Here is a 14786-nt window from a genome sequence, read left to right on the forward strand (position 1 = left end):
CCCAGCACGCCGGCGGCCAGCTGGGCGCGCTTCTCCCCTTCCAGGGCTTCGCGCTTGCGTGCCACCTCGGCCACACGCACGGCATCAGCGGCAGGCACGGCCACCACGCCATCATCATCGGCCACCATCACATCGCCCGGATTGACCAGGGTACCGGCGCAGATCACCGGCACGTTGACCGAACCCGGTGTGGCCTTGATGGTGCCCTTGGCACTGATGGCACGGCTCCACACCGGGAAGCCCATTTCCTTCAACACCTTCACGTCGCGTACACCGGCATCGATGATGAGGGCCCGCGCACCGCGCGCCATGAAACTGGTGGCCAGCAGGTCACCGAAATAGCCGTCGGTACACTCGGCGGTGATGGCTGCCACCACGATGTCGCCAGGCCGGATCTGCTCGGCCACCACGTGCATCATCCAGTTGTCGCCGGGGTGCAGCAGTACGGTCACGGCGGTGCCCGAGATCGTGGTGCCGGGATAGATGGGACGCAGATAGGGCTTCAACAGGCCAGTGCGGCCCTGCGCCTCATGCACGGTCGCCACGCCGAACTGGCCGAGCTGTTGTACGGCCGCGGCATCGGCGCGTTCGATCTGGCGCTTGACGACGCCAAGCTGGTTGATCAGGGGAGTGCTCATGCGGTCAGTCCTTTCGCGTTGAGAGCGGCATCCAGGCGCGGGTAGACGCGGCGGGCATTGCCTTCGTAGATCTGGTGGCGTTCTTCGGGGCTCAGTGCGGCCGCCTCGATGTAGCGCTTGGTGTCGTCGTAGTAGTGGCCGGTCTGCGGATCGATGCCGCGCACGGCACCGATCATCTCGGAGGCAAACAGCACGTTCTCTACCGGGATCACGCGCGTGAGCAGGTCGATGCCCGGCTGGTGATACACGCAAGTGTCGAAGAAGATGTTGTTGAGCAGATGCTCTTCCAGCAGCGGCTTTTTCATTTCCTGCGCCAGGCCACGGAAACGGCCCCAGTGATACGGGACGGCACCGCCGCCGTGCGGGATCAGGAACTTCAGCGTCGGAAAATCCTTGAACAGGTCCGAGGTCAGGCACTGCATGAAGGCGGTGGTATCGGCATTGAGGTAGTGCGCACCGGTAGTGTGGAAGCAGGCATTGCAGCTGGTGCTCACGTGGATCATGGCGGGCACTTCCAGCTCCACCATCTTTTCGTAGAGCGGATACCAGGCGCGGTCCGACAGCGGCGGCGCAGTCCAGTGTCCGCCGGAGGGATCGGAATTGAGATTGATGCCGACGAAACCATATTCGCGCACGCACTTCTCCATCTCGGCAATCGAGGTACGGATATCGGCGCCCGGCGACTGCGGCAGCATGGCCGCACCGATGAAGTGATCGGGGAACAGCTGCGCCACGCGATGGCACAGCTCGTTGCAGATGGCCGCCCAGGTCTGGCTGGTGTTGAGATCACCGATGTGGTGCGCCATGAAGGAAGCGCGCGGCGAGAAGATGGTGAGATCCGCACCGCGTTCGCGCATCAGGCGCAACTGGTTGCTTTCGATGGACTCGCGCAGTTCGTCGTCGCTGATCTTGAGCTCGGCCACCTTGGGACCGAGTCCGGGCGTGTTCAGGTGGGCGATCTGCCGGTTGCGCCAGTCTTCCAGCGCCTTGGGGGCGGTGGTGTAGTGGCCATGGCAGTCGATGATGAGGGAGTCTCGCATGGGATTCAGGAATGGTCGGTCAGGAGTTCGGCGGGGATCAGCACTTCCCCGCGCAGGATGGGACGCGCCGTGCGCAGCAGCGCGGCACGCAGGATTTGTTGCTGGTCGTGCGGATCCAGCTCCAGCTCAACGCTGAATTCGCCACTGGGATGCTCCACCGAGACGGTGCGCTGCAAGCCGCTGCCGGGCAGCGCCAGCCCCTGGGCTACCGAGCCTTCCAGCACGCAGGCAGTGGCGACGGTGACGGCGGCCAGCACACCAATGGCCTCGTGACAGACATGCGGGATGAAGCAGCGGGTGCTGATCGTGCCGCCCGCCACGGGGGCAGACAGCAGGCACATCTTGGGATAATTCCTGGCACTGACCTCCCCCAGCCCCATGAGCGGACCGCAGGCCAGCCGCAGCGCCTCCAGTCTCTCCTTCAGGACCGCATCGGCATTGAGGACAGCCACGCTTTCATCACCATTCAGGCCGAAATCAGACGCACGCACCAGCACCATGGGCATGCCGTTGTCGATCAGGGTGGCAGCGGTCTCGCGCTGCTCACCGCTGGGCGTGACGTAACGCACGCTGTCCTGCACGCGCCCCGTGGGCAGCATGGCAGGGCAGACCGAGCCCGCCGTGTCGAGGAAGTTGATGCTGACCGGTGCCGCCGATCCCGGTACGCCATCGATACGGGTATCGCCCCGATAGCGCAGGCGGCCGCCCGGTGTCTGTACCGTCACGTCGCACTGCATGCCGGTGTTGAGTGTGAGGATACGCGCGGTGGTGGTCTCGGGACCGGCGACGATGAGGCCGCGCTCGATGGCAAAGGGCAGCACGGCGGCCAGCATGTTGCCGCAATTGGGCGTGGTATCGACACGGTCCGATTCGGGTTGCAACTGCGCGAACAGGAAATCCAGATCCACGCCGGTCACGCGGCTGCGGCTGACGATGCCGGCCTTGCTGGTCAGTGGATGGGCACCGCCGAGGCCGTCGATCTGACGACGATCCGGCGACCCCAGCGCAGCCAGCAACACCCGATCGCGCGCAGCGATGTCCTCTGGCAGATCATCGGCCACGAAGAAGGGACCACGCGAGGTGCCACCGCGCATCAGGGTGCAGGGAATGGCCAGCAGGTCGGACGCGTCAGCGTCTCCGGGAGGAGGGAAATCGAGGTCAGGCACGGCGCTTTACCTTTGAAAACAATGGCGTCGAGTATGCGTGAGCGCCCTGTCGGCTTGGTTGCGTTGTGGGCCTTCCTCTGTTCTAATTTTCTAATCGCGCTCAGAAATCAATGTCCCGGATCGTCTCGCCATGGCCCTGCTCAACCTGCGTCACCTGCACGTCTTCAATGTCGTCGCCACTACCGGCGGGGTACGCCGCTCTTCCGACACGCTGCTGCGTGCCTCCTCGGCGGTGGCGCGCTCGGTGGCGGCGCTGGAGCAGAGCCTGTCGACGCAACTGTTCGAGCGCAAGGGGCGCGGCATGCTGCTGACCGCCGCCGGCGAAGCCGTCCGGCTGCGGGTCGAGCGCATCGAAGCCGAACTGCGCGAAGTGCGCGACGATGCCCTGCGCCTGCGCGACCGCAACGGCCAGCCGGTAGGCAGCCTGGACGCGCTGTTCAATGAACGCCGCCTGCAGGCCGCGGCGCTGCTGGCCGAAACGCATCACATGCCCAGCGTGGCGCGCCTGATGGAAGTGTCGCCCTCGGCGGTGAGCCAGGCCTTGTCGATGCTGGAGGGCATCCTCGGACAGGCGCTGTTCTTCCGCACCGCGCACGGGATGTTGCCCACCGATGCGGGCCGCCGCTGGACCGAACGCTTCGGCCGGGCGCTGGCCGAACTGCGCCATATTCCGGAAGACATCGCCGCCCTCGACGGTGTGGTGCAAGGTACGGTCACAGTCGGTGCCTTGCCGCTGGCGCGCTCGCAACTGCTGCCGGCGGCGATGACGCGGGTGCTGGCACGCCATCCGCGCCTGCAGATCCGTTCGCTGGAAAGTCCCTATGAAGAGCTGGCCGCCGGCCTCATGAGCGGACGCATCGATTTCATCGTCGGCGCATTGCGCGCCTTCTCCAGTGACACCTTCGACATGCGGCCACTGGTGGCCGACAGTGCCGCCCTGATCGCACGGGCCGGCCACCCGCTGGCGCGCCGCAAGAAGCTGTCCCTGCGTGATCTCGACGGCTATCCCTGGGTGCTCTCGCGGGCCGGGACGCCCTTGCGCGATTCCATCGAGCAATTCTTCCGCGACAGCCACTGGCATGCGCCCCGCCCTGCGGTGGAGACCGGCGACCTGGCGCTCCTGCGCGGGCTGCTGGTGGGCAGCGACATGCTCACCGTGATCTCGGCCCATCAGCTGCAGCATGAGATCGCCACCGGGCAGCTCACTACCCTCCCCTTCGCCATGCGCGGCATGGAGCGCCGCATCGGACTGATGCAGCGCAAGGGGGCGCATCTGTCGCCCGGTGCCCGGGCGCTGCAGGAGGCCATCGAAGCGGCCGCGGCCGCGCTGGACTGAACGGCGCAAGCCCGCAGCACAAGGGCTTCAGGCCGCTGCGAGCCACACTTTCCGGATTCATAAAAAATCCATTGCGATTAGCAAATGGCAACACTCCGGTAGCCGAAAGCAATGCTCGCCGGCCCTCCCCGTCTTACACTTTGTGCCAAGTCGAGGCACGCTGGTGCTGCCTGGACAGGTAATCCCCAAGCCGCGTGCAGACAAGCCGGCAGATTCCCACAATTCGAACCCATCACGGAGACTTAATGAATACAGCACAATCGCTGGACGTGCGTTCGCACATCAACGGGCGCAAGATGTCCGGCTATCAATGGCTACTGCTGATCCTGTGCTTCCTCATCGTGGCCACTGACGGCATGGACGTGGCCATCATGGGCTTCCTGGCACCGGCCATCACCAAGGAGTGGGGCATCTCGCGCGCGGCCTTCGGCGTGGTCATGAGTGCTGCACCCATCGGCCTGGCCGTGGGTGCGCTGCTGGTCGGTCCGCTGTCGGACCGCTACGGCCGCAAGAAACTGCTGATGACGGCGGTGGCCTGGTTCGGTGCGTGCAGCCTGGCCTGTGCCTTCGCGCAGGACGTGGTCACGCTCTCGGCGCTGCGCTTTTTGACCGGCCTCGGTCTGGGTGCGGCCATGCCCAATGCCACCACCCTGCTCTCCGAGTATGTCCCGGAGCGTTCGCGCAGCACGCTGCTGGCGATCATGTTCACCGGTTTCAACCTCGGCTCGGGCCTGGTCGGCTTCCTCGCCGCCGCCCTCTTGCCGGAGTATGGCTGGCGCACCGTCCTGATGGTCGGCGGTGCCATCCCGCTGCTGTGCCTGCCGTTCTACCTGTGGCTGGTGCCGGAGTCGGCCCGCTTCATGGTCGTGCGCCACTATCCCGCCGACCGCATTGCCCGCACCCTGGCGCGCGTGTGCGGCGGCCACTTCGCCGCCGGCCAGACCTTCAGCGTCAGCGAACCGCCGGTCAAGGGCGGCCAGCCGGCCAAGGTGCTGCTCTCGGAGACCTATCGCAAGACCACCCTGTCGCTGTGGGGCACCTACTTCATGGGCCTGCTGGTGATCTACCTGCTCTCCGGCTGGCTGCCCACGCTGATCAAGGATGCCGGCCTGCCCATCGAGAAGGCGGCCAGCATCACGGCCCTGTTCCAGCTGGGCGGCACCGTCGGTGCGCTGGTGGTAGGCTTCCTGATGGATCGCTGGTCGCCCAGCCGTGCCATCGCCTGCGCCTACATCGCGGGTGCCGTCTTCATCCTGCTGCTGGCGTCCGGCAGCGTGCAGTCGGGCATGTTTGCGGCCTACGTGCTGCTGGCCGGCTTCTGCATGAGCGGCGCACAGACCGGACTGAACGCCTTCGCCCCCTCCTGCTATCCGACCGTGGTGCGTGCCACCGGCGTGTCGTGGATGCTGGGCGTGGGCCGCTTCGGCAGCATCCTGGGCTCCTTCGCCGGCGGCGTGCTGCTGTCGATGGGTTGGGGCTTTGGTGCCGTCATCGCCATTCTTGCGGTGCCGGCTACGCTGGCGGCGCTGATCATCGTCTTCATCCAGATGGGGCAGCGTCCGGCGGCTGCGGTTTGATCAAGCTGCTGCATCAATCACATCGGATTCATCTGTTACAGGAATAAATCGTCATGGCCAATATCGTCGGCGCCATCGCCACCTCCCATACACCGACCATCGGCTTCGCGCTGGATGCCAACAAGCAGCACGATGCGGTCTGGGCGCCCATCTTCAAGGCTTACGAGCCGGTGCAGCAATGGCTGCAAGAGAAGCAGCCGGACGTGCTGCTGGTGGTCTACAACGACCACGTGACCTCCTTCTTCTTCGATCATTACTCCGCCTTTGCCCTGGGGGTGGGCAGCGAGTACCAGGTCGCCGACGAAGGCGGCGGTGCCCGCAAGCTACCGCCAGTGGGCGGCCATGCGGCGCTGGCGCGGCATATCGGCAGTTCCCTGATGGCCGATGAATTCGACATGGCCTTCTTCCAGAACAAGCCGCTGGACCACGGGTGCTTCTCGCCCCTGTCGATGCTGTGGCCGCACCAGGAGGGCTGGCCCGGCCAGATCATCCCGCTGCAGGTGGGCGTGCTGCAGTTCCCGATCCCGACCGCGCGCCGTTGCTACAAACTGGGCCAGGGCCTGCGCCGCGCCATCGAAAGCTATCCGGAAGACCTGGACGTGGTCATCGTCGCTACCGGCGGGCTGTCGCACCAGGTGCATGGCGAGCGTGCGGGGTTCAACAATACGCCGTGGGACCATCAGTTCCTCGATCTCCTGCAGCATGATCCGGAAGCGCTCACGCGCCTGACCCACGCCGAACTGGCGACGCTGGGCGGACTGGAGAGTGCCGAGGTCATCATGTGGCTGATCATGCGCGGGGCCATGCCGGCGGGCGTCAACTGCCGTCATCGCGAGTATTACCTGCCCTCCATGACCGGCATCGCGGTGGCCGTGTATGAACCGGCGGTGCCGGTCGATGCGGCCTTGCAGGCAGCCGAGGTGGCGCGTCATCGCGAGCACGTGGCGCAGCAGCTCAAGGGCATCGAGCAACTGCAAGGCACCTACCCCTTCACGCTGGAGACGGCCAATGCGCGCTACCGCATCAACCGCTATCTGTACCAGCTGATCCAGCCGGCGTTCCGCGAGCGCTTCCGGGCAGATCCGCAGGCGACCTATGAGGAAGCCGGGCTGTCGCAGGAGGAATGCGACATGATCAGCCGCCGCGACTGGCAGGCCATGATTCGCTACGGCGTGATTTTCTTCCTGCTGGAAAAACTGGGCGCGGTGGTCGGCGTGTCGAACCTGCATATCTATGCGGCCATGCGCGGGCAGTCGCTGGAAGAATTCCAGCAGACGCGCAATGCGCCGGGGGCGCTGTACTCGGTGGCGGGCGCAGCGTCGGACAAGGCGGCGGATTGGAACAAGACCGGGACGAAATAAGAACTGTATTCAAGCGTCGAAAGAAAAATCGCGCCGGTCTGCAGGGATGGCGCGATTTTTTATCGCCTGTTGCGATACAAATGACCCGCTTGATCAATGCGCCTGATAAACCCCCTTCAACATCTTCCGCACAATCGCCTCAAAGAAAATCACCGCAAACCCGTCATTGCGAATGAGCTGCTGCGTCAGGTCCGCGCATTTCTGCCTTACCGCATCCGGCAACAGCTGATCCTCGCCCGCCATCGACCGGCCCGCCACCTGGATCTCGGCGGCCCGCTGCACCGTCCACAACAGGAAGAAGGCACGCTGGATATCACTCTCGCACACCGCCACCCCGTGATTGCGCAACACCAGAATATGCTTGTCACCGAGGCTCTGCAGCATGCGCTCCTTCTCCTCGGCAAACAGCGTAATGCCCTCGAACTCGTGATACCCGATGCGCCCGAACAATTGCGCCCCATAGAAATCGTTGTGCTCGAAGCCGCTCTTCTTCATCGTCACCGCCGAGATCGGCGTGGTATGCGTATGGATCACGCAGCGCAAATCATCACGCGCACCATGGATCGCACTGTGCAATGCAAACCCGGCCGGATTGGCCTTGTAGTCCGATGGTTCGGCCAACTGCCCATCCAGTCCCACCTTGAGCAGGTTGGCCGGCGTCACTTCGTTGTAGTTCAGCGCAAAGGGATTGACCAGGTAATGATGCTCCGGCCCCGGCACGCGCACCGAGATGTGGTTGAAGATCATCTCCGTCCAGCCCAGGTAATCCACCAGCCGGTAACAGTGCGCCAGCTGGATGCGCAGTGCCCATTCTTCATCACTGCAGTGGGATGGCTTATCTGCGCCATAGCTGAATTGCATGATATTCATCGATTTGACTCCTGAATCCGAAAATGAGGTGGTCGCGCTCAGGCGGCCCGTGCCGCCGGCTGCGGTTGTTGTGTCTGCTGCGCTCTCTGTTGTCCTGTCTGCCCTGTCTGCTGCTGCGCCGCCTCGCCGCGAAAACGCGCCAGCGACACGATGGCCCGCGTGATCGGCATCGGGATGGCATAGCGCTCGGCCATCTCCAGCACCGCATCGCCGATGGCCGCCAGTTCCAGCGGCCGTCCGCGCTCCAGATCCTGCAGCATCGAGGTGCGGAAGGCCCCCATGGCCTCCCCCAGCTGCAGGAAGGTCAGTGGATCGATATCCACCCGCGCCCCATGGCTGGAGGCCACCAGCAAGGTCTCGCGCATGATCTGGCTGACTACCTCGCGCAACTCGGGCAAGCCGTACAACTGCTGCAGCGTGCCCTGCGTGATGACCGACAGGGGATTGGTGCTGATATTGGCGATGATCTTGGTCCACAGCTTGTCGCGGATGCGATCGGTGGCGCGGGCTTCGATGCCGGCCGCTTCCACCGCTTCACGCACTCGCATGAGCCGCTCGCTCATCTCGCCGGAAGGTTCGCCCAGCACCATCAGGTGCGGATTGACCGAACGGATCACGCCCGGGCTCTCGACCTCGGCCGTGATGAAGAGCACGCTGCCAATCAGCCGGTCCAGCGCAACCGGGTTTGACAGCGCACCATCCGGGTCCACGGCCTTGACGGTCTCGCCATCGAAGCGCCCGCCCTCGCGGTGGAAATACCACCACGGCACGCCATTGTTGGTCGGGATCACCACCGTCTCTTCGCCCACCATGGGCGCGATCTGGGGCAGCAAGGCTGACATGTCCTGACTCTTGGCGCACAGGAAAACGACGTCCTGAACACCGAACTCCGGCAACTGGCTGGCCGCCGGACGGGCGTGCGTGGTGCCGTGCAGGTCATGCAAGGTCAGGCCGCGCTCGCGGATGGCCTGCAGCGTCTGGCCGCGCGCCAGCACGCTGACCTGATGTCCGGCGGCCGACAGCCGCACAGCCAGGGTGCCGCCGATGGCACCGGCACCGGCGATGCAGATGCGCAGCGGTGCTGGCACAGGAGAAGAGGAAGTTTCTTGTTTCATGGAATTCAAGGAAGAAGACATCAGCCAGCCAGCTTGTCCTGATGCTTGCCGGACAAGCCCAGGTAAGCCTCGATCACGCGGCGGTCATGGGCCAGCTGGCTGGCCGGACCGTGCATGCGGATCTCGCCGTTCTCCAGCACGTAGCCATAGTCGGCCACCTGCAGCGCGGCGCGCGCGTTCTGCTCCACCAGCAGGATGGAGACGCCCCGCCGGCGCAGCTCGGCAATGATGCGGAAGATCTCGCGCACGATCAGCGGCGCCAGCCCCAGGCTGGGTTCGTCCAGCATCAGCAGGCGCGGCTTGGCCATGAGCGCACGGCCCACGGCCAGCATCTGGCGCTCGCCGCCCGAGAGCGTGCCGGCCTGTTGCGTGCGGCGTTCACGCAGGCGCGGGAAGAGCGTATAGACCTCTTCCAGCGTCGCCGCGTAGTCGCGCTGGCCGGTGCGGTAACGCTGGAAAGCCCCCAGCATCAGGTTGTCTTCGATGTTCATCTCCGAGAACAGCTCGCGCTTCTCCGGCACCAGGGTCATGCCGGCCGCCACCATCTCTTCGACCTCGGGCGAGTGGCGGATGGTGCCGTCAAACGCCATCGCCCCGCGCGAAGGCAGCACGCCCATGATGGCCGACAGCAGCGTGGTCTTGCCCGCGCCATTGGGGCCGATCACGGTGACGATCTTGCCCTGCTCCACCGACAGGTCGATGCCCGACAGCACCTGCACCCGGCCATAGGCCGCCGACAGGTCGCGTACTTCCAATACCTTATTGCCCATGATGTGCTCCTGCTGCGATGGCATTGCCCGCGCCCTCTTCGACTGAGGCGCCCTCTTCCTCGTCGGCCACGCCCAGATAGGCTTCCAGCACGGCGCGATTGTTCTGGATCTCTTCGGGCAAGCCCTCGGCGATCTTCTGGCCGAAGTCCATCACCACGATGCGGTCCACCAGTTCCATCACGAAATCCATGTCGTGTTCCACCAGCAGGATGGCCATGCCTTCGCTGCGCAGCTTGCGCAGCAGGTCGCCCAGCGCCTGCTTCTCGCCCAGGCGCAAACCCGCTGCAGGTTCATCCAGCAACAGCAGGCAGGGATCGGCGGCCAGGGCACGGGCGATTTCCAGGATGCGTTGCTGGCCCAGCGACAGCGCGCCGGCCTGTTCGAACATCTGCGCCTTCAGTCCGACGCGCTCGATCTGGCGCGCCGCTTCCGCCAGGATGCGCGCCTCTTCCTGGCGATCCATGCGCAGCATGGACGACAGCACCCCGCGCTGGCCGCGCAGGTAGGCACCGATGGCAACGTTCTCCAGCACCGTCATACGCGGCATCAGGCGCACGTGCTGGAAGCTGCGGCTCATGCCCAGCCCGGCGATGTGACGCGAACCGCGACCGGTGACCTCATGGCCACGGAACTGCACGCTGCCCGAGGTCGGTGTATCGACACCGGAAATCTGGTTGAAGAGCGTGGATTTGCCCGCCCCGTTGGGACCGATCAGGGCCAGCACTTCACCGGCCATCACCTTCAGGCTCATGTTGTTGTTGGCCACCAGGCCGCCGAACTTGCGGGTGACGTCCCGCACGTCCAGCACCACTTCCTGCGGCGCAGGCATGGGGCGGCGTGGCAGGGCTTCGGCTTGCGGATCGATCTCCAGCCGTCGGCTGCGCACCGGCACCAGGCGCGCGAGATAAGGCCACAGCCCATCGCGCGAACGCTGCAGCAGCACCACGATCAGGAGCCCGAAGACGATGGTCTCGAAGTTGCCCGAGCGCCCCAGTACCACCGGCAGGATGCCCTGCAGCCATTCCTTGAGCACCACGATCAAGGTGGAGCCCAGCACCGCGCCCCACACATGGCTGGCCCCGCCCAGCACCGCCATGAACAGGTAGTCGATGCCGAAGCCCAGCCCGAAGGGCGAGGGATTGACGAAGCGCTGCATGTGCACGTACAGCCAGCCCGACAGGGCCGCCAGGACGGCCGCGATCACGAAGACCACGATGCGCATGCGTGCCGTATTGATGCCCATGGCCTCGGCCATCACGATGCCGCCCTTGAGTGCGCGGATGGCGCGGCCCTCGCGCGAATCCAGCAGATTGCTCAGGGCCGCCACGCCCAGCAGCACGGCCACCCAGATCAGGCCAAACATGGCCCGGTCGGAACTGAGCGCGATGCCAAAGAACGTGATCGAGGGAATGCCCGACATGCCGGTCTGCCCGCCCATGCTCTCCAGCGTGCCGAAGATGAAGTACAGGCTGATGCCCCAGGCGATGGTACCCAGCGGCAGGTAGTGGCCGGAGAGCTTGAGCGTGACGCTGCCCACCGCAAAGGCCAGCACGGCCGTCAGCACCAGGGCCACCACCAGCGCCACCCAGGGCGACTGCATCCACAGCAGCGCATCGGGCAGCGGCAGGATCTTGGCCGACAATGCCGCCGAGAAGTAGGCACCCAGACCGACGAAGGCCGCCTGCCCGAAACTGGTCAGGCCGGCCACGCCGGTCAGCAGCACCAGTCCCAGCACCACCAGCGAGGCCAGGCCGATGTTGTTCAACAAGGTCATGGTGAACGGTGGCAGCACGAAGGGTGCGACTGCCAGCAGGACCACGAACAGGCCCAGCGCCGCGCGCGAGGACAAGCGCGCCATCGGACGTTTGGAAGAAGAGGTGGACGCAGCGGGTTTCATTCTTCTTCCTCCACGTGACGGGTCGACAGAGAACGCCATAGCAGGATGGGAATGATCAGCACGAAGACGATGATTTCCTTGTAGGCACTGGCCCAGAAGGTCGAGAAGGATTCGATGAGGCCAATGGCCAGTGCGCCGATGGCGGCCACCGGATAGCTGACCAGCCCGCCGATGATGGAACCGACGAAGCCCTTCAGGCTGATCAGGAAGCCGGAGTCATAGTAGATCGTGGTGATGGGCGCGATCAGCACGCCCGACATCACGCCAATGAGTGAAGCCAGCAGGAACATGGCCTTGCCCGCGAACACCGGCGAGATGCCCATCAGGCGCGCGCCCATGCGGTTCAACGCAGCAGCGCGCAAGGCCTTGCCATAGAGCGTGCGCTCGAACATCAGGAACAGCCCCACGATGAGCAGCAGCGACACGCAGATCACCCACAGCGCCTGACTGGAAAAGCGCAGGCTGCCCAGTTCCAGGCTGGCCTCGGTGAAAGGCGCGGTGCGTGCGCCTTCGGGGCCGAACACCAGCAGCGCCACGCCGACCAGCGCCACGTGCACGGCGATGGAGACGATCAGCAGCACCAGCGGCGAGGCCGAGGCGATGGGCTGGAACGCCATGCGGTACATCAGCGGCCCCATCGGCACCAGCAGCAGCAAGGTCATGGCGATCTGTGCCAGCATGGGCAAGGTGGCGAAGTTGAGATTCAGGGCGAGTCCTGCCACGACCACGGCATACACCAGCTTGGCCGGCAGCCACAGACTGGGGCGGCGGCGGCTGGTACGCCACATGTCGTAGAGATCGAAGGCACAGGCGCCCAGGCACATGGCCACCAGCAGCCAGGCGACGGTGAGCGGTTGGCCGTTCTGCATCATGCCCATGGTGAGTGCGCCGAAGGAGACGAACTCGCCCTGCGGGATCAGGAGGATACGGGTGACGGTAAAGACCAGGACGATGGACAGCGCCAAGAGCGCATAGATGGCACCGTTGGTGATGCCGTCCTGTCCCAGCAGCGCCACGATTTGGAGATTCATTGCGACTTCCTTGTGGAGCCGGCGCGCGCTGCCATCCAGCCGGGAACGACGCGCCAGGTTCGGGATGCGGGTGGAGGTGGAACACTGCGCCCGCCCGGCGTGGAGGCCGGACCGGCGCAGCAGGCGTTGTCCTTACGGCTTGAGCAGGGTCCAGTTGCCGCCCTTGACGGTGATGAGCTCACGACCGCGTTCATCGAAACCGCTGTGGTCCGCCGGGCTCATGTTGTAGACGCCCTGGGTGCCGACCACTTCCTTGGTGCTTTCCAGTGCATCGCGCAGGGCGGCGCGGAATTCCTTGCTGCCCGGCTTGGCCTTCTTGGCGGCCACAGGAATGGCTTTCTCCAGCAGCAGGCCGGCGTCATACACGTTGGCACCGAAGGTGGCGGGCACGGTGTTGTACATCTTCTTGTAGGCCTCGATGTACTCGGTGGCGACCTTCTTGGAGGGATTGCTGTCCGGGATCTCGGGCAGTACCAGCATCAGGCTCGCGGCCAGGATGGTGCCCTCGACCTTGTTCTTGCCCAGCTGCAGGAAGGCCGGCAGGGCCGCGCCGTGGGTCTGGTAAATCTTGCCCTTGTAGCCCTGATCGAACAGCGTGGTCTGCGGCAGCACGGTGGCCGCGCCCGGGGCCGCCACCAGCACGGCATCCGGATTGGCAGCGACGATCTTGAGCGTCTGCGCGGTGACCGAGGTATCGGTGCGCTGGTAGCGCTCATTGGCCACGATCTTGATGTTGTTCTTGGCTGCCAGCTCCGTGAACACCTTGGCCCAGTTCTCGCCGAAGGGATCGTTGACGGCGATGAAGCCGGCCGTCTTGACCTTGGTCTTGACCATCTGGGCCACCAGCGCGCTGGCGATCAGGTCATCGTTCTGGGTGGTCTTGAAAACCCACTTCTTCTGCTCCGTCATCGGCAGCACCACGGCCGCCGTGCCCACCGGGGCCAGCATCGGCACGCCGGCTTCGGCCGCAAAGGAAATCACGCCCATGGCATTGGGCGAACCGCTGGGGCCGATGATGGCATCGACGTTGTATTCGGCGATCAGCTTCTTGACTTCGGTGACCGACTTGGTCGGATCGCTGGCATCGTCCAGCGAGATGTATTCGATCTTCAGATCACCGGCCTTGGCCGGCAGCAGCGGCACGGTGTTCTTCTGCGGAATGCCCACCAGCGAGACCGGCCCGGTGGAGGAGGTCACGACCCCGATCTTGACCTGGGCAAAGGCAGGATTGCCGGCGACGCTGGCGAGGGTTCCGGCAGCGGCCAGAACGGCAGTGGCGGCGGTGGCAATCAGGCGTTTGTGCAGCATGTGTTTCTCCCTTGTTGGTTGAGATGATGGCGGGCTTCCCCACTCCGCCACCGATCTGGGACAGCAATCTGGCATCGGCACCAGGCCGATCTTCATCAACGCATGTAGAGCCCGCCGTTGATGTCGAGGCAGGCCCCGGTGGCCGAACCCGCATCGGGCGAGGCCAGCAGCAGCACCGCATCGGCGATGAAATCGGGTTCGCCCAGCGTCTTGACCGGAATGGTGGCAATGGTCGCGGCCAGCTTGTCGGCCGGCACGATCTCGCGCACGATGGGCAGGTCCAGCGGGCCCGGCGAGATGGCATTGACGGTCACTCCAGCGCCTGCGAGCTCACGGGCAAAGACCTTGGTCAGGGTCAGTACCGCACCCTTGGCCGCCGCATAGTGCGCACCGGTGGCAGTGCCGCCGTTTTGTCCGGCCAGCGAGGCGATGTTGATGATGCGTCCGTAGCCGCGATCGGCGAAGCGTTTGCCGAACACCTGGCACGCAAGAAACGTGCCTTTCATGTTGATGGCGGTGACCTCGTCCCACTCCTCGGGAGTGATCTCCATCAAGGCTGCCACGCGCGAACGGCCGGCATTGTTGACCAGCACCGCCGCTCCGCCCCAGCGCAATTCGATGGCGTCGCAGGCAGCGATGAAGTCCGGCTTGCGGCGCACGTCCAGCGCCAGCGGCAT

13 protein-coding genes are annotated in these 14786 nt (G+C 65.0%); 3 read left to right on the forward strand and 10 right to left on the reverse strand.

The window, feature by feature from the left end; translation table 11 throughout:
• From ligK to B3873_RS01300, 3 genes are all read right to left on the reverse strand, one after another.
• A partial coding sequence (gene ligK, locus B3873_RS01290) for a 4-carboxy-4-hydroxy-2-oxoadipate aldolase/oxaloacetate decarboxylase (protein WP_286863665.1) occupies positions 1 to 623 on the reverse strand: 623 nt, incomplete at its 3' end.
• Between the two features lie 11 nt (positions 624 to 634).
• Positions 635 to 1678 (reverse strand): amidohydrolase family protein, encoded by a 1044-nt coding sequence (locus B3873_RS01295; protein ID WP_286863654.1) that lies wholly within the window; start codon positions 1676 to 1678, stop codon positions 635 to 637.
• A gap of 5 nt (positions 1679 to 1683) precedes the next feature.
• Complete coding sequence (locus B3873_RS01300; RefSeq protein WP_286863655.1) at positions 1684 to 2844, reverse strand: 4-oxalomesaconate tautomerase; 1161 nt, start codon at positions 2842 to 2844, stop codon at positions 1684 to 1686.
• A 130-nt stretch (positions 2845 to 2974) separates the two neighbouring features.
• Here B3873_RS01300 and B3873_RS01305 point away from each other — a divergent pair, with 130 nt between their 5' ends.
• The 3 genes from B3873_RS01305 (at position 2975) to B3873_RS01315 (ending at position 7118) form a co-directional block, all read left to right on the forward strand.
• Positions 2975 to 4180: a LysR family transcriptional regulator gene (locus B3873_RS01305; protein ID WP_286863656.1), complete on the forward strand. Its 1206-nt coding sequence runs from the start codon at positions 2975 to 2977 to the stop codon at positions 4178 to 4180.
• A 245-nt stretch (positions 4181 to 4425) separates the two neighbouring features.
• Entirely contained in the window at positions 4426 to 5757 is a 1332-nt protein-coding gene (locus B3873_RS01310) for an MFS transporter (RefSeq protein ID WP_286863657.1), read from the forward strand.
• Positions 5758 to 5810: 53 nt separating this feature from the next.
• Entirely contained in the window at positions 5811 to 7118 is a 1308-nt protein-coding gene (locus tag B3873_RS01315; protein ID WP_134221735.1) for a gallate dioxygenase, read from the forward strand.
• Positions 7119 to 7211: 93 nt separating this feature from the next.
• Here B3873_RS01315 and B3873_RS01320 read toward each other — a convergent pair whose 3' ends face one another.
• From B3873_RS01320 to B3873_RS01350, 7 genes are all read right to left on the reverse strand, one after another.
• On the reverse strand, positions 7212 to 7988 hold the full coding sequence (locus tag B3873_RS01320; RefSeq protein ID WP_286863658.1) for a class II aldolase/adducin family protein: 777 nt from the start codon (positions 7986 to 7988) through the stop codon (positions 7212 to 7214).
• Positions 7989 to 8026: 38 nt separating this feature from the next.
• The gene (locus tag B3873_RS01325; protein ID WP_286863659.1) at positions 8027 to 9103 is read right to left on the reverse strand and encodes a ketopantoate reductase family protein; all 1077 of its coding nucleotides are present in this window, start codon (positions 9101 to 9103) and stop codon (positions 8027 to 8029) included.
• 20 nt (positions 9104 to 9123) lie between these two features.
• The gene (locus B3873_RS01330) at positions 9124 to 9873 is read right to left on the reverse strand and encodes an ABC transporter ATP-binding protein (protein WP_034334426.1); all 750 of its coding nucleotides are present in this window, start codon (positions 9871 to 9873) and stop codon (positions 9124 to 9126) included.
• Positions 9863 to 11770 (reverse strand): ABC transporter permease subunit, encoded by a 1908-nt coding sequence (locus tag B3873_RS01335; protein WP_414651516.1) that lies wholly within the window; start codon positions 11768 to 11770, stop codon positions 9863 to 9865. The genes B3873_RS01330 and B3873_RS01335 overlap by 11 nt, the downstream gene beginning before the upstream one ends.
• Positions 11767 to 12801 (reverse strand): branched-chain amino acid ABC transporter permease, encoded by a 1035-nt coding sequence (locus B3873_RS01340; protein ID WP_116535770.1) that lies wholly within the window; start codon positions 12799 to 12801, stop codon positions 11767 to 11769. Before B3873_RS01340 ends, B3873_RS01335 begins: the two co-directional genes overlap by 4 nt.
• Positions 12802 to 12933: 132 nt before the next feature.
• The gene (locus B3873_RS01345) at positions 12934 to 14109 is read right to left on the reverse strand and encodes an ABC transporter substrate-binding protein (protein ID WP_039788787.1); all 1176 of its coding nucleotides are present in this window, start codon (positions 14107 to 14109) and stop codon (positions 12934 to 12936) included.
• Positions 14110 to 14204: 95 nt separating this feature from the next.
• A partial coding sequence (locus B3873_RS01350) for an SDR family NAD(P)-dependent oxidoreductase (RefSeq protein WP_286863660.1) occupies positions 14205 to 14786 on the reverse strand: 582 nt, incomplete at its 5' end.

The organism is Herbaspirillum sp. UBA812, from assembly GCF_002296545.1.
Lineage (GTDB): Bacteria > Pseudomonadota > Gammaproteobacteria > Burkholderiales > Burkholderiaceae_D > Herbaspirillum > Herbaspirillum huttiense.

Bases quoted from the DNA above. Each gene is read 5' to 3' on its own strand.
- B3873_RS01305 (WP_286863656.1), top strand. From the start codon at position 2,975: ATGGCCCTGCTCAACCTGCGTCACCTGCACGTCTTCAATGTCGTCGCC.
- B3873_RS01330 (WP_034334426.1), bottom strand. From the start codon at position 9,873: ATGGGCAATAAGGTATTGGAAGTACGCGACCTGTCGGCGGCCTATGGC.
- B3873_RS01335 (WP_414651516.1), bottom strand. From the start codon at position 11,770: ATGAAACCCGCTGCGTCCACCTCTTCTTCCAAACGTCCGATGGCGCGC.
- B3873_RS01340 (WP_116535770.1), bottom strand. From the start codon at position 12,801: ATGAATCTCCAAATCGTGGCGCTGCTGGGACAGGACGGCATCACCAAC.
- B3873_RS01295 (WP_286863654.1), bottom strand. From the start codon at position 1,678: ATGCGAGACTCCCTCATCATCGACTGCCATGGCCACTACACCACCGCC.
- B3873_RS01315 (WP_134221735.1), top strand. From the start codon at position 5,811: ATGGCCAATATCGTCGGCGCCATCGCCACCTCCCATACACCGACCATC.
- B3873_RS01325 (WP_286863659.1), bottom strand. From the start codon at position 9,103: ATGAAACAAGAAACTTCCTCTTCTCCTGTGCCAGCACCGCTGCGCATC.
- B3873_RS01310 (WP_286863657.1), top strand. From the start codon at position 4,426: ATGAATACAGCACAATCGCTGGACGTGCGTTCGCACATCAACGGGCGC.
- B3873_RS01345 (WP_039788787.1), bottom strand. From the start codon at position 14,109: ATGCTGCACAAACGCCTGATTGCCACCGCCGCCACTGCCGTTCTGGCC.
- B3873_RS01320 (WP_286863658.1), bottom strand. From the start codon at position 7,988: ATGAATATCATGCAATTCAGCTATGGCGCAGATAAGCCATCCCACTGC.